This is a genomic window from Streptomyces sp. NPDC001634, assembly GCF_040298185.1.
GTDB lineage: Bacteria > Actinomycetota > Actinomycetes > Streptomycetales > Streptomycetaceae > Streptomyces.
Genome location: NZ_JBEOZU010000075.1, coordinates 1 through 20,755 on the forward strand (window position 1 = coordinate 1; position 20,755 = coordinate 20,755).

General features: G+C 72.0%; 14 protein-coding genes and 1 riboswitch. Of the genes, 6 read left to right on the forward strand and 8 right to left on the reverse strand.

The annotated features are described in order from the left end of the window. The 5 genes from ABT186_RS35855 to ABT186_RS35875 form a co-directional block, all read right to left on the reverse strand. A partial coding sequence (locus tag ABT186_RS35855; protein WP_351928623.1) for a hypothetical protein occupies positions 1–1,241 on the reverse strand: 1,241 nt, incomplete at its 3' end. Between the two features lie 257 nt (positions 1,242–1,498). Then, positions 1,499–2,551 carry a hypothetical protein gene (locus ABT186_RS35860; protein WP_351928625.1) on the reverse strand — a complete coding sequence of 351 codons (1,053 nt, stop codon included), beginning with the start codon at positions 2,549–2,551 and terminating at the stop codon, positions 1,499–1,501. 205 nt (positions 2,552–2,756) lie between these two features. Beyond that, the gene (locus ABT186_RS35865) at positions 2,757–3,956 is read right to left on the reverse strand and encodes a VWA domain-containing protein (protein WP_351928627.1); all 1,200 of its coding nucleotides are present in this window, start codon (positions 3,954–3,956) and stop codon (positions 2,757–2,759) included. Beyond that, positions 3,953–6,406 carry a DUF5682 family protein gene (locus tag ABT186_RS35870; RefSeq protein ID WP_351928673.1) on the reverse strand — a complete coding sequence of 818 codons (2,454 nt, stop codon included), beginning with the start codon at positions 6,404–6,406 and terminating at the stop codon, positions 3,953–3,955. The genes ABT186_RS35865 and ABT186_RS35870 overlap by 4 nt, the downstream gene beginning before the upstream one ends. A gap of 79 nt (positions 6,407–6,485) precedes the next feature. After that, a complete protein-coding gene (locus tag ABT186_RS35875; protein ID WP_351928629.1) occupies positions 6,486–7,652 on the reverse strand; it encodes an ATP-binding protein in 1,167 nt (388 codons plus the stop codon). Between the two features lie 134 nt (positions 7,653–7,786). Between ABT186_RS35875 and ABT186_RS35880 the strand changes: the two genes are divergently transcribed. Then, positions 7,787–9,139 (forward strand): SWIM zinc finger family protein, encoded by a 1,353-nt coding sequence (locus ABT186_RS35880; RefSeq protein WP_351928631.1) that lies wholly within the window; start codon positions 7,787–7,789, stop codon positions 9,137–9,139. 43 nt (positions 9,140–9,182) lie between these two features. Next, a complete protein-coding gene (locus ABT186_RS35885; RefSeq protein WP_351928633.1) occupies positions 9,183–10,805 on the forward strand; it encodes a DUF5691 domain-containing protein in 1,623 nt (540 codons plus the stop codon). Positions 10,806–10,913: 108 nt separating this feature from the next. On the opposite strand, the gene icmB is transcribed toward ABT186_RS35885, so the two are convergent. Continuing rightward, positions 10,914–11,330: a coenzyme B12-dependent isobutyryl CoA mutase small subunit gene (gene icmB, locus ABT186_RS35890; protein ID WP_351225945.1), complete on the reverse strand. Its 417-nt coding sequence runs from the start codon at positions 11,328–11,330 to the stop codon at positions 10,914–10,916. Positions 11,331–12,029: 699 nt separating this feature from the next. Here icmB and ABT186_RS35895 point away from each other — a divergent pair. Both ABT186_RS35895 and ABT186_RS35900 read left to right on the forward strand, forming a co-directional pair. Next, entirely contained in the window at positions 12,030–12,887 is an 858-nt protein-coding gene (locus ABT186_RS35895; protein ID WP_351225947.1) for a lipase family alpha/beta hydrolase, read from the forward strand. A 293-nt stretch (positions 12,888–13,180) separates the two neighbouring features. Further along, positions 13,181–14,737, forward strand: coding sequence for a M23 family metallopeptidase (locus ABT186_RS35900; RefSeq protein WP_351928635.1), 1,557 nt, complete (start codon positions 13,181–13,183; stop codon positions 14,735–14,737). Positions 14,738–14,791: 54 nt separating this feature from the next. Here ABT186_RS35900 and pcrA read toward each other — a convergent pair whose 3' ends face one another. Next, on the reverse strand, positions 14,792–17,302 hold the full coding sequence (gene pcrA / locus ABT186_RS35905; RefSeq protein ID WP_351225951.1) for a DNA helicase PcrA: 2,511 nt from the start codon (positions 17,300–17,302) through the stop codon (positions 14,792–14,794). A 431-nt stretch (positions 17,303–17,733) separates the two neighbouring features. Further along, positions 17,734–17,903: riboswitch (cyclic di-AMP (ydaO/yuaA leader) on the forward strand. A gap of 9 nt (positions 17,904–17,912) precedes the next feature. Here pcrA and ABT186_RS35910 point away from each other — a divergent pair. After that, positions 17,913–19,103, forward strand: coding sequence for a C40 family peptidase (locus tag ABT186_RS35910; RefSeq protein ID WP_351928637.1), 1,191 nt, complete (start codon positions 17,913–17,915; stop codon positions 19,101–19,103). Positions 19,104–19,291: 188 nt separating this feature from the next. Then, entirely contained in the window at positions 19,292–20,266 is a 975-nt protein-coding gene (locus ABT186_RS35915; protein ID WP_351928639.1) for a tellurite resistance/C4-dicarboxylate transporter family protein, read from the forward strand. Here ABT186_RS35915 and ABT186_RS35920 read toward each other — a convergent pair. After that, on the reverse strand, positions 20,244–20,597 hold the full coding sequence (locus tag ABT186_RS35920) for a hypothetical protein (protein ID WP_351225957.1): 354 nt from the start codon (positions 20,595–20,597) through the stop codon (positions 20,244–20,246). The two genes, ABT186_RS35915 and ABT186_RS35920, sit on opposite strands and share 23 nt — an antisense overlap. Positions 20,598–20,755: the final 158 nt, after the last annotated feature.

The window sequence follows — 20,755 nt, forward strand, 5'->3', positions numbered from 1 at the left end:
GACACCAGCGACGCCGCCGCGCCGGCCAGCCCGGCCACCGGCACGACCCCCAGGACGGCGGCCCTCCCGACCGCCGGCACCCCGGAAACGGCCTGGACGCCGGTCACCTCGCCGGCCACGCCGTACGCCAGCGGGTGCGCGTCGGCAACGGCGCCGTACGCCGGCGTGGACGCGTTGCCCGCCGCGTGCTGGGCGAGCGGCTGGACATCCGCCACGACCCCGTACGCCAGGTCGCTCGCGTTGCCGACGGCGTGCCCCGCGACCGGCTGCACGCCGTCGACGACCGTCCCGGCGACCGGCGGGAGGACGGCGGCGGCCGTCTCGGCGACGACCGGCGTGACGGTGCCGGGCACGCTGCCGACCGTGCCGACGACCTGCTGCTTCACGCCCCTGACAACGCCCGTGATGTGGCCCGGCACCGCTGCGACACTGGCGTCGGCGGCGTCCGTCACCTCACCGGCCTTCCCCTGCGCGGTGGCGACCGCACCGGCGGCCCGGCCCTGTGCCCCCGCGAGGTCCTGCTGCGCGGCGCCCTGTGCACCCGCCGCGGTGCGGCCGGCGCCCGCGACCGTGCTCTGCACCTTCGTACGGACCATGCCGTCGAGGCCCTGCGCCTTGGTGCGCGCGGCGTTCTGCACGCCCTGGAGCTTGGTCTGTGCGGCCGCGAGCGCCTGTTCCAGCTCGGGGGCGAAGGCCGACAGGGGGCCGAAGAGGTAGTCGATCTCCTGCTGCGGGTTGGCCGCGTCGGAGACGGCTGCCGTGGCCGCGCCCTTGGCATGATCCGCGACCGGGGCGGCCTTGGACGCGACGGTGTGTGCGGCGCCCTTCACCTGCGACAGGTGCGAGACGCGCACCTTGGCGTCCACGTACTGGCGGGCCTGGTCGGTGGAGGGCACCGCCTTCTTCACCTGGGTCCCGGCCTTGGCCTCGGCGGCGGCCGGGGTGCTCGTGGCGCCCGTGACGGTGGACTGTGCCTCGGCGGCGGTGTCCGTCACCGTCGAGGCCGCGTCGTTCACGGCCGTGCCGTGGGTGACACCGGAGACGGTGCCCTGCACGCCGGCGACGACGCCGTCGACGGTGCCGGCGACCGCGCCGACCGTGTCCGGGACGCCGATGCCGACGTCGGGCGTGGACATGGTGGAGGCCGGCAGCTCGTCCGCGCTGGCGATGGTCGAGCCGAGCGCCCATGCGCCGGTGACACCGGCGGCTATGACGATGGAGCGGCGGATGTTCTTGTTCATGCGTGCGTCAGATCCTTCGGGATTCCGGGAGTTCGGGACGTACCGGTGCCGGGGCCTGTCGCGGTGTTGGCCGGTGTCGGTGTGGGGCCGACGGATCCATGGGCGGTCCGGGGGTGGGACCGGCGGCCACGGATGCGGTCCGGCAGCGACGGCTCGGGGTCCGGTGGCTTTCCGTCCGGGGGTCGGAGGGGTGTCCGGACGGCGGGCAGACCTGTTCCGCCCCCGCGCGGCAGGTCTCGCGGGGAGGAGGTGCTGCCCTAGCCGGGGAACTCGGGGATGTCCCGGTGCCGGTCCCGGGTCCCGTCCACGGTGACGACCGCGGTGGCGCCGGGCACGAGCCGCAGCGGCGCCCGGTGGTTCGACGCGACGGCATGCCCGTCGCCGTGCCCCGGCGAACCGCCGTCGGTGGCAGGCTGCCCGCCGAACACGCCGGTCGGGTCACCGTCCGGCGCCTCATGCCGGGGCGGCTGCGCGGTCGGTACGAGGTGGGAGGCGCGGTGCGCGTACTCCTCCGCCGTCGCCCCGGCCGCCCCGGTGAGCAGCGGCCCGTAGGCAGCGGTCTCCCGCTGTTCCACCGTGCCCTGTCGTTCGGTCCCGGCGCCCGGCTGCTGCGGCGCCGACGGTGCGGGCACGGTGTGCACCGGGGACGTCGGCAGGCCGGGAAGCCCCGGCACACCGGCAAGCCCCGGGAGGCAGGGCAGGGACGGCAGCGACGGCCACTGCGCCGACGGATCCGCAAGGCCCTCGGTCACCGTCTGCACCAGACCCCCGATGGGCCGGTCGACCCTTTCGCCGACCGGCCGTACGAGACCGTCGGCGACGGGGCGCACGACCTTGCGGACGGTGTCGGAGAGGGCGGGGACCGTCCCGGTCACGGAGGTGACGGGGGCAGCAGGGGCCGCGGGGGCGCCGAGGGCCCCGGAAAGGGCCGCGGCGTGTCGGCCGGAGGACGGCGCAGGGAGCTTGCGGTGAGCCGGAGGCCCGACGGGAGCCGACGGGCGCACCCCGTGTGCCGTGGCTTGGGGTGCAGCACTCTGCAAGGCCTGCCCGGCCGCGCTGCTGACGGTCCCTTCGATGCGGTGAACCGCTTCCCCCACCGGCCGCACGGCACCGGCCGTGGCGCCGGGAGCGGCCGGGGCCGTCGAGGCCGCGGGCGTTCCGTCCGCCGCCTGTGCCTGTTCCCCGCAGAGGAGCCCCAGCGCGAACAATCCGCCCACCAGCAGTGCCAGATGCAGCGCACGCCGCCCGGCCGCCGTACGCATCGCGCGCAGTGCGGCACCCGTGAAGGGCAGTGCGGCTGGCAGGGTCAAGACGGGGAGAGCCTCCGTGCGGCGGAACTGAGAGGTGCGGGGCGGACACGGCGCACCGTCGATGGCGAAGCGCCGTCGATCCTCGCACGGAACGCCCGAGGTTGCGCAAGCCCCCTGTTACCGATGGGTAGTCATATCCGGTTTCCTCACTGCATTCCGCAGTGTCCGTTTTGGCGAGGAGCCGGGAGGGCCCCCGCCACCGGCATCACACCGTCTCCGGTATCGGCAGCGGCCGTTTCTCGATCGCCGCCGCCATCACCTCCGGGAACAGGTCGGGTGTGCAGGCGAACGCCGGTGCGCCCAGCGCCGCGAGCGCCGCCGCGTGTTCGCGCTCGTACGCGGGCGCCCCTTCGTCGGACAGTGCGAGCAGCGCCACGAACTGCACCCCTGAAGCCTTCATCACCGCCACCCGTTTGAGCATCTCGTCCCGGATCCCCCCTTCGTACAGGTCGCTGATGAGCACCACGACCGTCTCCGTGGGCCGCGTGATCTGCGACTGGCAGTACGCCAGTGCCCTGTTGATGTCCGTACCGCCGCCGAGCTGGGTGCCGAAGAGGACGTCGACCGGGTCGTCGAGCTGATCGGTGAGGTCCACGACGGCCGTGTCGAACACGACGAGCCGGGTGGCGATGGACCGCATGGACGCGAGGACCGCCCCGAACACGGACGCGTACACCACCGACGCCGCCATCGACCCCGACTGGTCGATGCAGAGGACCACTTCCTTCTTCACCGACTGGGACGCCCGCCCGTACCCGATCAGCCGCTCCGGCACGATCGTGCGGTACTCCGGCAGGTAGTGCTTGAGGTTGGCCGCGATCGTGCGGTTCCAGTCGATGTCGTGGTGACGGGGCCGGCTGACACGGGCGCTGCGGTCGAGGGCACCGGTGAGCGTGGCCCTGGTGCGGGTGGCGAGCCGGTTCTCCAGGTCCTCGACTACCTTGCGCACCACCGCCCGTGCCGTCTCCTTGGTGGTCTCCGGCATCGCCTTGTTCAGCGAGAGCAGCGTGCCCACCAGGTGCACATCCGCCTCGACGGCCTCCAGCATCTCCGGTTCGAGGAGGAGCGTGGACAGCCCGAGCCGGTCGATGGCGTCGCGCTGCATGACCTGGACGACGGACGAGGGGAAGTACGTCCGGATGTCCCCGAGCCAGCGGGCGACGGACGGCGCGGACGCCCCGAGCCCCGCCGAACGGTCCCGCCCCTGCTGGGGTTTGTCCCCCTTCCCGTACAGCGCGGTCAGCGCCCCGTCCATCGCCGCGTCCTGCCCGGTGAGCCCGTACCCTGTGCCGTCCGCCGTGTCTCCCCCGAGCACGAGCCGCCATCGCCGCAACCGCTCATCGGCTCCCGTCGTCCGGCCGTCCGAGGGCCTGGTGTCCCCGCGGTCGTTCGTGTGTGTGCTCATTGGGCCACCCCCACAAGGTCGTTGACTTCGCTGCTGTCGGATTCGTCCAGGCCGAGCAGCAGTCGCAGCACCGGGACCACCGCGTCCGCCCGCCCGGCGTCGAGGTCGGACGCGAACCCCGGCATGCCGGCACCGGCGGGCACCGCGCTCCCCCGCGCGCCCGGCCCGCGTCGCACCAGCTCGCCGAGCGTGCGCCGCACCCCCGGTTCGTACGCCGAGAACGTGCGCCGCAGCAGCGGCAGTACATCGGTGAACGCCTCCGCCGGTACCCCGGTCAGCCATGCGTCCACCAGGCCGAGCAGCCGCTCGTCGTGCACGAGCAGCATCCCGCCGCCGGAGCCGCCCCCGACGAACCCCTCGATCCATGCGGCCGCGTCCGCGGGAGCCGTTCCCGGCGACAGCACGAGTCCCATGAGCCGCGCGGCCTCGTCCTGAGTCAACTCGCCCTCGTCCAGGAGCAGTCGCACGGCACGCCCGCGGATGACCCCGGGAACGGTGTCCCGCCCGGACAGCACCCGCAGGACGGAACGCCACCTCCCGCGCAGGTCCCCCTCGGCCGCTCCTGTCCCTTCGCCGAGCAGCCCCACCGCCCCGTGCACCGCGTCCACATGGCGCCGCATCGCCTCGGCCGCCTCCGCGTCGAGCGACGCGCACGCCGGTGGCAGCCCGACGAACACACGCTCGGCGAGGCCCGCCGCGACACCCGCCAGGGCCCGGGTGTCCGTGGCGCGCACGTCTCCATAGCGCAGGGAGCGGACCAGGGCGGGCAGGGCCTGGGCAAGATGGCCGACGTCAGCGTCGAGGGCCGCGCGGTCGGCGAGGACCCGCATCACCGCGGGCAGCGCGTCCGGCAACTCGGCCAGCAGACACCGCTCGGCGAGCGCCGTGACATCGGCGAGCGTCTGCGCGGCGATCGCGTCCGCCTCGGCCCTGGCGGTCGCGGCGGCGAGCACGGTCGTCCCCCACACCCCGGCTTCGGCGACCCGCACCGCGAGCTCCGGCTCCCAGCGCAGCCGCCACGTCTCCCGGAACGTCCCCGTGCTGCCGCGCGATGCCGCCGGCTCGCCCCAGCCGATGCCGAGGATCCGCAGCCGGTGGAGCAACCGGCTGCGCTCGGCGTCGGCGTCCTTGCGCAGGTCCAGATCCAGCTCCCGCTCCAGCGGCTCAGGTTTGAGCCGCAGCCGCTTCTGGAGCCGGGCGAGGTCGCGCTGGAGGGGGACGGCGGGGGCCGAGGCCGGCACCTCCCCGAGGACATCCCCCACCACGAGCCGGTCGTGGACCAGTGCCAGCGGCACGTCCGAGCCCTCACACATCACCGCCCGCACCGCGTCGGTCGTCTCGGCCAGCCCCGGCAGCGGGCGCCCGCGCATCGCCGCGAGCGTCTCCGCGAGCCGCACCGCCTCGATGACGTGTGCGGACGACACGATCCGGTCCTCCTCACGGAGCAGCCCGGCCACCTTGGTCAGCCACCGCTCGACGGGCCGGTCGGGGGCGCCGAACAGATGGCCGTACCAGCCGGGCGAGTCGATCCCCGCGCCGTAACCGCTGGCCCGGGACAGCCTGCGGTGGGTCCAGGGCACCCAGGTCATGTCCGTCTTCACCTTGGGCAGCCCCTTCAGCAGGGCGCGGTCGGCGGCGACGGAGGTCCTCTGCCGCAGCGCCGGCACATGCCAGGCCCCGCACACCACGGCCACGTCGTCGCCGAACTCCCGCTGGACCGCGCGCACTTGGAGCCGCATGTACGCCTCCCGCACGAGGTCCCGCTCGTGTCCCCCGGTGCCGTATGTCTCCCGCAGCGCCGCCATGGCCTCCCCGAGCACGGCGAACGGCGCGAGCGCGTCGCCCTTCCCCACGCCCCGGTGCTCGACGACGTCCTCCCACCACCGCTCCGGATCGTCGTACCCGGCGGCCTCGGCGAGTACGGCGAGGGGGTCGACGCGGATGATGTCCTGGGTGGCGGGCGTGGACGCGTCCGCTTTCTCCTGCTCGCCCTTCCCCGCCTTCTCCTGCTCGCCCTTCCCCTCTTTCTCCTGCTCGCGCTCCCCCGCTTTCTTCTGCTCGTCCTCCTCGTCGCCCGGCAACGCCGTCGGCTCCTCCTTGTCCCACGCCAACGTGTGCGTGGCCGGCAGATCGATGAACCGAGCCGGAACGCCCTGCTCCAGGGCCCAGCGGATCGCCACCCACTCCGGGGAGAACTCGGCCAGCGGCCAGAACGCCGACCGTCCGGGCTCGTCCACCGCGTGCGCGAGCAGCGCCACCGGCGGCCGCATCTCCTCGTCCGCCGCGAGCGGGATCAGGGCGTCCGCCTCCGGGGGCCCCTCGATCAGCACGGCCCGCGGTCGCGCCGCCTCCAGCGCGGCCCGCACGGCCCGCGCGGACCCCGGCCCGTGATGCCGCACCCCGAGCAGCAGCGGGCCCTCGCCGGCCGGAGCGCCCGGCGGCCTGTCCATGCCCGTCACACGATCCCCCTCTCCGCCGGACCGCTCGCCCCGTTCAGGAAGTTCCACGTGGAGTCGGAGTCGGAGTCGTTCATGCGCTCACCTCCCGGCACGCGCGGTAGAAGTCCGTCCAGCCGTCGCGCTCGCGGACCACGGCCTCCAGGTACTCCTGCCAGACGACGCGGTCGGCCGCCGGGTCGCGGACGACGGCGCCGAGGATGCCCGCGGCGACATCGCTCGCGCGCAATACGCCGTCGCCGAAGTGGGCTGCAAGCGCGAGCCCGTTGGTGACGACGGAGATCGCCTCCGCGGTGGACAGCGTGCCGCTGGGCGACTTCAGCTTCGTACGGCCGTCCGCCGTGACGCCGCTGCGCAGTTCGCTGAAGACCGTGACGACACGGCGGATCTCGTCGATGCCGTCGGGCACGGTGGGCAGATCAAGCGAGCGGCCGATCTGGTCGACCCGGCGGGAGACGATCTCGACCTCTGCGTCGGCGCTCTCCGGGAGCGGCAGCACCACCGTGTTGAAACGGCGGCGCAGCGCACTCGACAGGTCGTTGACCCCGCGGTCGCGGTCGTTGGCCGTCGCAATCAGGTTGAAGCCGCGGACGGCCTGCGCCTCCTGCCCCAGCTCTGGTATCGGCAGGGTCTTCTCCGACAGGATCGTGATCAGTGTGTCCTGTACATCTGCCGGGATACGCGTCAGTTCCTCGACGCGCGCGATCATCCCATCGGCCATGGCCCGCATGACGGGGCTGGGCACCAGTGCGTCGCGGCTGGGGCCGTGCGCGAGCAGTTGCGCGTAGTTCCAGCCGTAGCGGATCGCCTCCTCCGGGGTGCCGGCGGTGCCCTGTACGAGCAGGGTCGAGTCGCCGCTGATGGCCGCCGCCAGATGCTCGGACACCCAGGTCTTCGCCGTGCCGGGCACACCCAGCAGGAGCAGGGCGCGGTCGGTGGCCAGTGTGGTGACGGCGACCTCGACGATGCGGCGCGGGCCCACGTACTTCGGGGTGATCACCGTGCCGTCCGGCAGCGTGCCGCCCAGCAGATATGTGGCCACGGCCCACGGCGACAGCTTCCAGCGGGCCGGGCGGGGCCGGTCGTCCTGCGCGCCCAGCGCGGCGAGTTCGGCCGCGAAGGCGTCCTCGGCGTGCGGTCGCAGCGCCTCGGCCCCCGCTCCCCCTCCCCCGCCCCCGTTCGCGGGCGCGGACTCGCTCGGGCTCGGTTCCACGGACTTCGGATCTACGGACACAGACATGGCCTCTTCCCCCTCCAGCTCGGCCGGTTCGGATCTGTCACCAACCGTGCACCACGCCACTGACAATGCGTTGTGACCTGCACAAACGCTCTCGCAGCGGTCGATTGTCAGTGCCGGGACCTACCGTCGACGACATGACTGAGCAGGGGGTGCGCTGGACTGCGGACCAGGTGCTGGCACTTGCGCCTGACGCCGCGTCACGCAAAGCGGGAAGCAAACTCGGCGCGGCCGGGCCGTGGTCGGAGGCGGGCAGTTCTGACGAGGGGACGGTGTGGGGGCTGTGCAAGGGCAGCGGCAGCAAGCCGTATCAGACGGTCATCGACATCGCGGACGCGGCGGGGCCGGCGTACAGGTGCAGTTGCCCGAGCCGCAAGTTCCCGTGCAAGCACGCGCTGGGACTGCTGCTGCTCTGGGCGGGCGGGGACGGCTCGGTGCCGCCGGGTCGGGCGCCGGACTGGGCCGAGCAGTGGATCAAGGGGCGCCGAGAGCGCGCGCAGGAGAAGCGGACGCCGGGCGGATCGCACACCGCCGGGTCCGCTGATCCGGAGGGGGCCCGGCGCAGGGCGGAGCGCCGGGCCGAGCGGATCACGGCGGGGGCGACGGAGCTGGAGCAGCGGCTGACCGACCTGCTGCGCGGCGGCCTGGCCTCGGCCGAACAGGAGGGGTACGGGCTGTGGGAGGAGACGGCGGCTCGCATGGTCGACGCGCAGGCTCCGGGACTGGCCGCGCGGGTGCGGGAGTTGGGGGCGGTCCCCGCGTCCGGACCGGGCTGGCCGGTGCGTCTGCTGGAGGAGAGCGCGCTGCTGCATCTGCTCGACCAGGGCTGGCTGCGCCGCGAGCGGCTGCCGGAGGGGCTGGCGGCGACGGTCCGTTCGCGGGTCGGCCTGCCGGGCTCGCCCGACGGGCCACCGGTCCGCGACCGCTGGCTGGTCCTGGCGCAGTACGACACCTCGGACAGCCGGCTCACCACGCGCCGGATCTGGCTGTACGGGGCGGAGTCCGACCGCACCGTGCTGCTGGTGTCGTACGCGCCGCCCGGGCGCGCACCGGAGCTGGCGCTGCCGGTGGGCCTGGCCTTCGAGGCGGAGGTGTCCGCGTATCCGGGGGCTGGGCAGCTGCGGGCCGCGCTCGGCGAGCAGTTCACGCCTCCCGCGCCGGCAGCGGTACGACCGCCGGGTGTGACCACACCACAGGCGGCGGCGCGCTACGGGGAGGCGCTGCGGGCCGACCCGTGGCTGGAGTCCTTCCCGGTGACGCTGAGCCGGGTCATACCAACTCCGGTCGAGGACTCCTGGCAGCTGGCGGACGCGGACGCGGGCACGGCCCTGCCACTCACGCCGCCGGCGGGCACCCGCCCCGGCCTGTGGCGCCTGGTCGCCCTCTCCGGCGGCGCCCCGGTCACGGTCTTCGGAGAGTGCGGCCACCGCGGCTTCACTCCGCTCACCGCCTGGCCGGAGGGCTCGGGAGAGGCGGTCCCGCTGTGCTGACGACACCCCCGAGCAGCTCCGCACCGACCTGGAAGGGACTGACATGAGTGCGACGCCCGCCCCGCCGGACACACCCTCCGCCGTGCCCTGGGAGGAGCTCGTGACCGTGGCCCTGCTGGGCACCGACCGGCGGACGCCGCCCTGGCTGCCGCCCGGCCGACAGGCGCCGACGGCGCTGCTGGACCTGGCCGCCGTGGAGACCGTGCGCCGCAGAGCCGGACTGCGCCCCTCACCGGCGGGGGCCCGGCCGGAACCCGCGGCGGCGGACCCACGCCCACTGCTGCCGCCCGCGGCGGCCCGCAGACTGGCCATGCTGCTGTCCGACCGCCCCGGCACGGGCGCCGGTGGCCGCCGGGGGGCGGCCCCGGACCTCATGGAGCTGCTGCCGCAGTGGCTGGCCCTGGCCAACGAACGCGGCTTCGCGCCGCCACCGGAAGCGCTGCCAGCGCTCCTGGACGCCGCCCGCGGCCGTACGGATCTGCGGCCGGCGGCGCTGGCCTTCGCCGGCCCGCGCGCCCTGTGGCTGGCCCGGCTGAACCCGGACTGGCGCTTCGCGCTGCGCTCCGCGCCCGGCGGCGGCTCCGAGCTGCCGCTCCCGGAGGAGACGGACCGCATCCAACGCCTGTGGCAGGAAGGTCTGTTCGCGGAACGGGTGGCCCTGCTCACCGCGCTCCGCGCACGACAGCCTGCCGTCGCCCGCGAACTGCTGGCCACCACCTGGGCGACGGAGCGGGCGGAGGACCGTCTGATGTTCCTCGACTCGCTCCGCACAGGGCTGGAGCCGGCGGACGAGCCGTTCCTGGAGCAGGCTCTCTCCGACCGGAGCCGCAATGTGCGGGCGACGGCGGCGGAATTGCTGTCGGCGCTGCCGGGTTCGGCGTTGGCCGGCCGGATGGCGGTGCGGGCGGCGGCCTGTGTGGCGGTCGACTTCACACAGGGGGGTCCGGCCCTCGTGGTCGAGGCGCCGCATGAGTGCGACCCGGGCATGGAGCGCGACGGGGTGGTGCCGAACCCTCCGGCCGGGCGCGGCGAACGGTCCTGGTGGCTGGGCCAGCTGGTGGAGGCGGCACCGCTCGGCTCATGGCAGGCCCGGCTCGGGGGGCGTACGCCCGAGGAGATCGTCGCGCTGCCGGTGGCGGACGACTGGCGGGGCGAGTTGCACGGGGCATGGTGCCGGGCGGCGGTACGGCAGCGGGACCCCGGCTGGTCCCGGGCCCTGCTCGGACCGCCCTCGGCGCCGGAGGCCGGGGGGCCGGGGGCGGTGTCCCTGGCCGAGCGGGCCAAGCTGCTGTCGACGCTGGGCGCTGAGGAACGGGCCGACTGGGTCGCGGGGTTCATCGCCAGGCACGGACTGTCGGAGGCGTTCCAGCTTCTCGGGGTGTGCGCGGTCCCGTGGGCGGCTCCACTGGGACGGGCGGTCGTGGACGCGCTCAACATCGCCCGGGACGCGGGAAGTTACCCGTGGAGCTTCAGCGGGGTGATGGGCCTGGCGGAACGCTGCCTCGATCCCGCGGAGGCAAGCCGCCTCGACACGCTGACGGCAATACCCGACGAGACCGAGGACTCTTCGCCGGGGGCTGGCAGTTACTGGGCGGAGGCGTTCCAGCGTCTGACGACGACGCTGCGCCTGCGCGCGACGATGCGAGAGGAAATGGGGGAGCCGTGAGGCGGGTGCGGGCAGGCCGCAGGGGACCAGGGGCCGGGGGCTTGTTCCGCCCCCGCCGCCCCTGCCCTCCCGCCCCGGGGCTGTGCCCCGGGTCCCCCGGCAGCGGCTCTACGCCTCTGCCGGCTGCCGTACGTTCGCCCGTACCCAGTCCACGATCGCCGCGGTCGTGGCGCCGGGCGTGAAGATCTCCGCGACGCCCTTCTCCTTCAGCGGGGGAATGTCCGCCTCGGGGATGATCCCGCCGCCGAAGACCAGGATGTCCTCCGCGTCCCGCTGCTTCAGCAGATCGATCACCGCGGCGAACAGCGTGTTGTGCGCGCCGGACAGGATCGACAGTCCGATCGCGCCGGCGTCCTCCTGGATCGCCGTGTCGACGATCTGCTCGGGCGTCTGGTGGAGGCCGGTGTAGATGACCTCCATACCCGCATCGCGCAGCGCCCGCGCGATCACCTTGGCCCCCCGATCGTGGCCGTCGAGCCCCGGCTTGGCCACCACCACGCGGATCGGACCGGCTGCCACACCCATCACTGCCTCCATGAAGCGACTACTCCACACCCTGTACCGATGTACTGCCCCGCCGCCACATCACCGCACCGGCAGACACGAACCGCACCATCGGCACAGTCCGCACCAGTGGACACACGGACCGCAACGGCAGCACAGTCCGCGCAGGCCACGCGCATCGCAACGCCCCACGGCACCGGCGCCCCGCGCCGCACCGACCCGGGAAGTGAACGAACGTTATCGCCAGCATCCCGCAACCGGCAGTTTCACGGTGCAGACCGAGGGGGAAATCACACGATGGGACACATTCGCCGCGTGGGGTCCTCTCTCCCCGCGGCACACGGGCCGCAGAACCAGCGGCTCGCGCGCCGTGGACCGAGGGGATCGCGCGCAAGGAGAGCCGCCACGAGGCGGCCGCACCACCGCATCGCCAGCGGGGCGCCGTGGTGGTGGGCCTCCTCGGCGAAAGGAATGCAAGGGCACGAAAGCGGGGAGCGAGCCGGAACCGTACAAGGAGGACGGGACACAGCGCCAGGCCGCACGGCGGGGTAACGTCATTACGACGACAAGTCGCCCGTCGCGCCACCGGCGCTTCGTATGCCGCATCCGCGGCACGGCCGTACCCGCGGCACCTGCCCCTCAGGCCACCGCCGCCACGGCTTTCCACGAGGGCACACGGGGGACAGAGGCGTCCTCGCGTGCGCCGACGGGAGGTCGGCCATGAAGGTCACCGGGGCAGTGCAGCCCTTGCTTCCGCTCTGCCAGCGCCTGTTCCCGACCAGGCTGGCCGGACTCTCCATCGCCCTCCTGAAGGCGACCGCCCTGGAGCTCGCGATCCTCGCCGGGCATCTGCTCCTCTACCCCTCGGGAATCATCCAGGAGCGGCATTCCGCCCCGCTCCTCCCCCCGCCGGACGCCGCACCGCTGCCCACCGAGGCCAAACCCCCGGTCATCCTGCTCCACGGGTTCATCGACAACCGCTCGGTCTTCGTCCTCCTGCGCCGCAACCTCGCGCAGCACGGCAGGCAGCACATCGAATCACTCAATTACTCTCCGTTGACATGTGACATACGTACCGCAGCCCAGCTGCTGGGTCGCCACATCGAGGAGATCTGCGAGCGCACCGGGCAGCCGCAGGTGGACATCGTCGGACACAGCCTGGGCGGACTGATCGCGCGGTACTACGTGCAGTGCCTCGGTGGAGACCTGCACGTCCGTACGCTCGTCACGCTGGGCACGCCTCACTCCGGCACCCGTGTCGCACCGCTCGCAAACGCGCACCCGATCGTCCGCCAGATGCGTCCGGGCTCCGCATTGATCGAGGAGCTGCGCGCGCCCGCCCCTGGCTGCCGTACACACTTCGTGAGCTTCTGGAGCGATCTGGATCCGCTGATGGACCCGCTGGAGACGGCCTGCGTGGACCACCCGGACCTGGTGGCACAGAACGTCCGGGTGACCGGCATCGGCCACCTCGCCCTGCCGGTGCACCCCGCGGTCGCGGCCGGTATACGGCAGGCACTCGACCTCGAGCAGCCGGGCACCACCGCCGCCCACAGCGACGGACTGACCGTGGCCTGAGCATCGGCGCGCGCCCGCCCGGGCACGGCGGGCAGCACACCCCGGCCGTCACGGGCCCCGGGACGACGCCCACTCGCCTCCGATCAAGCCGTCCGCCGGCTCCCGGACACCCATCGGCTATCGAACATTCATCGAACGCAGAGCCAAAGCCTCGCCGGAGCCTGCCGAAACACAGCCGAATGCCCGTTTCCTGCCTGCCGGAAACCTGCCGAAGATTGTCGCGCCCGCCTACCGCCGGGTACAGTCGCCGCACTGCTCTGCCAGCCCCTGTTGTCGAGGCGAAAGAGAAGTTGGTGAACGACCGTCACCCGTCGGGGACCGCAACTCCCCCGGCTCCGGCCTCCGATGCCGACTCGGCGCACTACGCGCCGTATGGCCAGCAGGGAGGTCAGTACGGTGAGTTCACGACGTACGCCGACCCCGCCACCCTCTACGGCGACAGCGGCCGGGCGACCACGACCTTCGCGGCCGACCCCCTCTTCGGCAACCTGCCCGTCGACGGCTCGACCGGCTCGTACGACACCACCCAGTGGTCCACCGGCAGCCACACGACCCTCGGCGCGGGCACGCACCAGACGCTGAACTACGACGCGTACGCCGCCCAGCACTATGCGGCGTTCGACACCGGCGCCCATGACACCACCGCCTGGGCGGCCGGTTATCAGCAGCTCGCCGGTATCCCCGCGCAGGCCACCGCTCCCGAGGGCACCGGCCAGTGGGACGCGCACGCCTGGCTCGAGGCGGGCCAGGCTGCGGACCCGACCCAGCAGTGGGAATGGGGCACGCAAAGCTTCGACACGGGCGCGTACGACGCCACGCAGTGGAACTCGGACGGCGCCCCCGAGCACGGGATACACGATCACCAGGCCGTGGCGACGGACACGGCGACCGCGATGGCTACGTTCGAGCAGGTCGTCCCGGAGTCCTTCGACCAGCAGGAAACCGCCCTCTTCGAAACGGCGGAATCCTTCGAGCAGCTCCCGTACGAGCAAGACGCCATCGACGACGCCGAGTTGGAACACGCTCCCGGGACCTCCGGTGACGCCCCGCTGCTCGAAGACCAGGAGGAGATCACCCCCCTCCCGGCCTCGCGTACCGCGTGCCGCACCGCGAACCGGTCCCGCCGCCGCACCCCGGCGAAGCGTTCCGCGCTGCTGACGGTCGCCGTACCGTCGGTGTGTGTGATGGGGGTCACCGGGATCGCCGCCGCGTCCGTCGGCATGGTCGGAAACGACAGCAAGGACACGACGGCCAGCACGCCCGACGCGGCTCCGGTGGAACCGTCCACCGTGAACAACAAGCTGGACTCCCAGCTCGAGAGCCTCTCCGCGGGCGCGAACGACTTCGCGGACCGGGCGAGCCGCACGCAGGAACGTATCGACCTCAAGGCCCAGCAGGAGGCCGACAAGAAGAAGGCGGCGGCGGAGGCGGCCCTCAGGGAACGGCTTCGCCCCAAGTTCGTACTGCCGGTCACACAGAGGGGGCTCAGCGCCTACTTCGGCCAGGCCGGCGTCAACTGGATGTCCGTGCACACCGGCATCGACTTCCCGGTGTCGTACGGGACGACGGTGATGGCCGCGACCGACGGCACCGTGCAGACCAAGTGGAACAGCGCGTACGGCAACATGATGATCGTGACCGCGAAGGACGGCACGCAGACGTGGTACTGCCACCTCTCCAGCTACCGCGTGCCCTCCGGTACGACGGTCAAGGCCGGCCAGCCGATCGCGTACTCCGGCAATTCGGGCAACTCGACCGGTCCGCATCTGCACTTCGAGGTGCGGCCAGGCGGAGGCGCCGCGATAGACCCGCTGCCCTGGCTGCGGAGCCACGGACTGGATCCGACCTGATCAACTGACTCCTGCGTGAGCCCCCGCCGTTCGGCGGGGGCTCAGCTGTGCTGACTACAGCTTCTCCACCGGCGCATAGCGCAGCAGCAGCCGCTTCGGCTTCGCGTCCCCGAAGTCGATCGTCGCCTCCGCGTTCATGCCCGTTCCCTTCACACCGACCACCGTGCCCAGACCGAACTGGTCGTGTGTGACACGGTCGCCGATCGCCAGGGCGATCACCGGCTTCTCCGTCGCACCGCCCCGGCGCGTGGCGAAGCCGGACGCGCCCGCGGCCGAGGACCTCGACCGGGACGACGACAGTGAGGCCGCCACACCCGAGACCGGACCCGATGACACGGGGGCGGAGGAGGCGCCCGTGCGCTTCCACTCCACGTGCTGGTCCGGGATCTCCTCCAGGAAGCGCGAGGGCGGGTTGTACGAGGGCTGGCCCCAGGCGCTGCGCATGGCCGACCGGGTGAGGTACAGCCGCTCCCTTGCGCGTGTGATGCCGACGTATGCCAGGCGCCGCTCCTCCTCCAGTTCCTTGGTCTGGCCGAGGGCGCGCATGTGCGGGAAGACACCGTCCTCCATGCCGGTCAGGAAGACCACCGGGAACTCCAGGCCCTTGGCGGTGTGCAGGGTCATCAGCGTGATGACGCCGTCGCCCTCTTCCTCGTCCGGGATCTGGTCGGAGTCGGCGACCAGAGCGACCTGCTCCAGGAAGTCGGCCAGCGTGCTCCCCGGGGCGGCAGCCCCTGATGTCGCTCCGCCCTCGCCGCGCTCCTGCTCGAATTCGAGGGCCACGGCCGCGAGTTCCTGGAGGTTCTCGATGCGGGTCTCGTCCTGGGGGTCGGTCGAGGCCTGCAGTTCGGCCAGATAACCGGTGCGTTCGAGGACCGCTTCCAGGACCGTGGCCGGGCCGGCTCCCGACTCCACGATCGTCCGCAGGTCCTCCATCAGCGCGTTGAACTTCTTGACCGCGTTCGTCGAGCGGGCCGCCATGCCGTATGCCTCGTCCACGCGGCGCAGCGCCTGCGAGAAGCTGATCTTCTCCCGCTGGGAAAGGGCGTCGATCATCGCCTCGGCGCGCTCGCCGATCCCCCGCTTCGGCACGTTCAGGATCCGCCGCAGCGGCACGGAGTCCTCCGGGTTCGCCAGCACCCGCAGATAGGCGAGGACGTCCCTGACCTCCTTGCGCTCGTAGAAGCGGACGCCGCCGACGACCTTGTAGGGCAGGCCGACGCGGATGAAGACCTCTTCGAAGACACGGGACTGGGCGTTGGTCCGGTAGAAGACGGCGACGTCGCCCGCCTTCGCCTCGGCCTTGTCGGTGAGGCGGTCGATCTCGTCGGCGACGAACTGCGCCTCGTCGTGCTCGGTGTCGGCGACATAGCCGGTGATCCGCGCGCCCGCGCCCGCGTTCGTCCACAGGTTCTTGGGGCGGCGGGACTCGTTGCGCTCGATGACCGCGTTGGCTGCGCTCAGGATCGTCTGCGTGGAGCGGTAGTTCTGCTCCAGGAGGATCGTCGTGGCGTCCGGGTAGTCCTCCTCGAACTGGAGGATGTTGCGGATGGTCGCGCCACGGAAGGCGTAGATCGACTGGTCGGCGTCACCGACGACGCACAGTTCGGCCGGCCGCAGGTCGTACTCGCTCGGCGGTACGTCCACGGGATGTTCGGAGCTGCCGACGAGTTCCCGTACGAGGGCGTACTGGGCGTGGTTCGTGTCCTGGTACTCGTCCACGAGGACGTGGCGGAAGCGGCGGCGGTAGTGCTCGGCGACGTCCGGGAAGGCGCGGAGCAGGTTGACCGTCGTCATGATCAGGTCGTCGAAGTCGAGCGCGTTCGCCTCGCGGAGCCGCGACTGGTAGAGCGCGTACGCCTGAGCGAGGGTCTTCTCGAAGCTGTCGGCGGCCTGGGCGGCGAAGTCCTCCTCGTCGATCAGCTCGTTCTTCAGGTTGGAGATCTTGGCGCTGAAGGACTTCGGCGGGAAGCGCTTGGGGTCGAGGTCCAGATCGCGGCAGACCAGCGCCATCAGCCGCTTGCTGTCGGCGGCGTCGTAGATCGAGAAGGAGGATGTGAAGCCGAGCTTCTTCGACTCGCGCCGCAGGATGCGGACGCACGCGCTGTGGAAGGTCATCACCCACATCGCGTTCGCGCGCGGGCCGACGAGATGCTCGACGCGCTCCTTCATCTCGCCCGCGGCCTTGTTGGTGAAGGTGATCGCAAGGATCTGTCCCGGGTGCACGCCCCGCTCGGCCAGCAGATACGCGATGCGGTGGGTGAGCACTCGGGTCTTGCCGGAGCCGGCGCCGGCCACGATGAGCAGGGGGGAGCCGGCGTGCACGACGGCCGCGCGCTGGTTCTCGTTCAGCCCCTGGAGCAGCGCCTGCGGGTCGATGACCGGGCGGGGCGCGCCGTCGCGGTAGTAAGCGTCCCGGTCCGGCGGCATGTCGAACTTCCCGTCGAACAGATCGTCCGGAACCGACTCCGGTGCGTGATCGTCCTCGGGTGGCGGGGGCTCCTCCTCGTGGGCCGGATTGGCCTTGAGGTCCGCCAGGAAGCTGTCGTCAAAGAGGCTGCTCATCGCTCTCCGAGTCTAGGCCGCCCCACCGACAACCGGCCGCCGCCCCGGCAATCCGTCCCCGGGATCGGTCTCCGGCCGGGCGCTCCTCCGGAATTGACCGCTTGATTACTGTTACTTTCCGGGTCGGTCCGACCACGTTCGGCAATCGACCGTACGGGACATACGCCCACGTCGGAGCCCCGAAGGAATCCCGGCTCCACTGGAATTCCGACTCCGGAGAAGTCTCATACTCCACGGAAATCCCGACTCCGGAGGAAAAAATCGACCAACCCGCCACAGATACCTCCGCATTGACCATGGGCGGCACACCTCAAGGTCAAGGTCACGAAAATGTATCGGGCATATCGCACATCAACCTTCACACGGGCCACACCAGTTGGCTAGCGTGCCCGGCAGGCCGCACGACAACCACCGGCGAAGGTCGCCGGGTCGCGGGGCCTCCGCCGAGTCCGGTGCGCCCCCGCGGCAGCCGGAGCCGGGGACCCACCGACCTTGGGGTGAATCGGCCAACTGCCCTTCGGGGCACGGCCGTAGGGCACACCTTCCGGAACCACCCGCCCGAACCCGACAGCTAACTCGGTAGGCGGATTACGGAAGGAGTCGCCTCTCAATGGCGCCGCACCGCAAGCCGCGTCCCTCCGGCACGCGCATCGCAGGCATACGGACCCCCGCCCTCGCGACGGCCGCCCTCACCTCCGTGGCCCTGCTCTCCCAGACCGCCAACGCCGCGCCCTCCGCCGACAACAAGCCGAGCATCGAGGAGGTCGAGAAGAAGGTCAACGACCTCTACCGCCAGGCGGAGTCGGCCACCGAAAGATACGACGCGGCGACGGAGAAGACGGCCACGGAGCGCAAGCACGTCGACACGCTCCTCGACGACGTCGCCAAGCGCACCCAGAAGCTCAACGAGGCACGGGACGAGCTGGGCACGTTCGCAGCGGCGCAGTACCGAACCGGGGCCGCGGCCCCCGACACGGCCACCTTCCTGCTGGCCGACACGCCCCAGGACTACTTCGACCAGACCCAGCTGATGAGCCGGCTGACCAGCCGTCAGAAGGAAGCGGTCGACCAGTACATCACCGCGCAGGCCTCGACGATGAAGAAGCGGCAGGAGGCCAGCCGGAGCCTGCAGTCGCTCACCAAGTCGCAGGAAACGCTCAAGTCGAGCAAGGCGGACGTCCAGCAGAAACTGAGCGAGGCGCGGCAGCTGCTCTCCCAGCTGACCGCGGAGCAGAAGGCGCGGCTCGCCGCGATCGAGAAGCAGAAGCAGGAGGAGGCCCAGCGCCAGGCCGCGGAGCTGGCACGGCGGCAGGCGGCGCAGCAGAAGTCGTCCTCGGGCACCACGTCCGGCTCGTCGAGTTCCTCCGGATCCTCCGGTTCGTCCGGCTCGTCGAGTTCCTCGGGCTCATCGGGCACCTCCACCGGCACGGACTCCTCCTACGCGACCAAGGCCGCGAAGGTCCTTGCGTTCGCCCGCGCGCAGATAGGCAAGCCGTACGTGTGGGGCGCCACCGGGCCCGGCTCGTACGACTGCTCGGGCCTGACCCAGGCAGCCTGGAGCGCCGCCGGGGTGACGCTGCCGCGCACCACGTACGACCAGGTGAACGCCGGCACGACGGTCTCGCTCACCGATGCGCAGCCCGGTGATCTGATCTTCTTCTACGACGACATCAGCCACGTCGGCATCTACATCGGCAACGGCATGATGATCCACGCACCGAAGCCGGGCGCGTACGTCCGCGAGGAGTCGATCTACTACGGCGGCGCGTCGATCATCCACAGCGTGGTGCGGCCGGCCTGAGGCCTCGGCTCCCGTTTTCGTGCCCCACGCGCGCGTGGGCGTTTTCGTACGCCCCGCACGCGTGGGGGTTGTTTGCCGTCTCCGCGCGCGGGGGGTTGTTTGCCGTCTCCGCGCGCGTGGGGTGTTTTCCGTCTCCGCGCGCGCGTGCCCCGTACGCAACCCGCGTACGCGTCCCTAGCATCGGGCGCATGTCAGGCACCTCCGCGCTCCGTATCCGGTGGGCGCAGCGTCCGCCCGCCACCGGGGCCGCCGTCATGGCGACCGGCATCCTGTCGGTCGGGCTGCATCTGCCCGGGTACGAGGCCCTCTCCCGCATCGCCCTGGTGCTGACCGGCATCTCATGGCTCGGGCTCGCCGCGGACTTCGCCGTACGGCTGCCGCGGGAGCGCGAGCGGTGGGCGGCCGAGGCGCGCTCGCCGGTCGCGCTCACCCCGGTCGCGGCGACGGCCGTGTTGGGCGCGGCGGTGGCCGACCTGGGCTGGCAGCAGCTCGCCGAGGCGCTCCTCGCGCTGGCCTTCGTGCTGTGGGCGGGCCTGATCCTCCCGGTGATGTGGCACTGGGAGCGCCGTATGCCGGGGGTGGTGTTCCTCGGGTCCGTGGCGACGGAGGGGATCGCGGTGCTCGCCGCGGTGCTCGCCGGGGCCGAGGGGGTTGCGTGGCTCGCGCACGCGGCGCTGGTGTTCTTCTGGCTCGGGCTCGTGCTCTACCTGGCCGGGCTGTGGCGCTTCGACCCGCGGCAGGTGCTGACCGGCGCGGGGGACCACTGGATCGCGGCCGGCGCACTCGCCATCTCCGCGGTGGCGGGGGCACGGCTCGTCGCCGCGGCGCAAAGTGGCCTGTATCTCTGGAACAACGACGACAACGACACCCTGCGGGCCGTCACCGTCGGCCTCCTCGTGCTCGCCTGCTCCTGTTACTGCGTACTGGCGGCGGCCGAGATGCTCCGGCCGCGGCTCGGTTACGACGTACGGCGCTGGGCGACCGTCTTCCCCATGGGGATGACCGCCGTGGCGGCACTGTCCGTCGCCGCCGCTCTCGAAGTGCACTGGCCGAGCGGACTCGGCCGGGTACTGCTGTGGATCGCGGTGGCCGTCTGGTGCGCGGTCCTCGCCTCGGCCGTCCGGTCCGCCCTGGGAACCGTCAGGTCCAGAGCACCGCGATGAAGATGTTCGCCATGGTCAGCGCGCCGACGAGGCCGAAGAGGGGCTTCTCGACCGTCTCCTCGTCGCGCTTGACGTAGACCAGGCCGAGGATCACGATCAGCAGAGCCAGCTTGATGCCGATCTTGATCGTGTTGACCGAGTGGTGGTCCGCCTGATTGAGGCCCACCAGAACGACGCCCGTGACCAGCATGGTCAGCGCGCCGTGCAGCATTCCGGGCACGAAGCGGGCCGTGCCCTGGCCCATCGCCTTCATCTGGGTGAGGAAGCCGCCGAGCAGCGCGGCGATCCCGATGATGTGCAGGCCGACGAAGAGATGGATGAGTACGTCCATGGGGCCGGAGCCTAATGAGGGGCGCGCGGTCCACTCGACACCGGCCCTCCGGATGCACCGGCGCCCGTTACGGACGCCCAGGGCCCGCATATATGCGCCCTATAGCACTCCGCGACCCCTCGCGCCCCCGGAACGGCCGCATCGGTCATCACACAGCG

Coding starts and splice junctions, on each gene's coding strand:
- ABT186_RS35875 (WP_351928629.1), bottom strand. CDS start 7,652: ATGTCTGTGTCCGTAGATCCGAAGTCCGTGGAACCGAGCCCGAGCGAG.
- ABT186_RS35910 (WP_351928637.1), top strand. CDS start 17,913: ATGGCGCCGCACCGCAAGCCGCGTCCCTCCGGCACGCGCATCGCAGGC.
- pcrA (WP_351225951.1), bottom strand. CDS start 17,302: ATGAGCAGCCTCTTTGACGACAGCTTCCTGGCGGACCTCAAGGCCAAT.
- ABT186_RS35865 (WP_351928627.1), bottom strand. CDS start 3,956: ATGAGCACACACACGAACGACCGCGGGGACACCAGGCCCTCGGACGGC.
- ABT186_RS35870 (WP_351928673.1), bottom strand. CDS start 6,406: ATGGACAGGCCGCCGGGCGCTCCGGCCGGCGAGGGCCCGCTGCTGCTC.
- ABT186_RS35895 (WP_351225947.1), top strand. CDS start 12,030: ATGAAGGTCACCGGGGCAGTGCAGCCCTTGCTTCCGCTCTGCCAGCGC.
- ABT186_RS35915 (WP_351928639.1), top strand. CDS start 19,292: ATGTCAGGCACCTCCGCGCTCCGTATCCGGTGGGCGCAGCGTCCGCCC.
- ABT186_RS35885 (WP_351928633.1), top strand. CDS start 9,183: ATGAGTGCGACGCCCGCCCCGCCGGACACACCCTCCGCCGTGCCCTGG.
- icmB (WP_351225945.1), bottom strand. CDS start 11,330: ATGGGTGTGGCAGCCGGTCCGATCCGCGTGGTGGTGGCCAAGCCGGGG.
- ABT186_RS35920 (WP_351225957.1), bottom strand. CDS start 20,597: ATGGACGTACTCATCCATCTCTTCGTCGGCCTGCACATCATCGGGATC.
- ABT186_RS35880 (WP_351928631.1), top strand. CDS start 7,787: ATGACTGAGCAGGGGGTGCGCTGGACTGCGGACCAGGTGCTGGCACTT.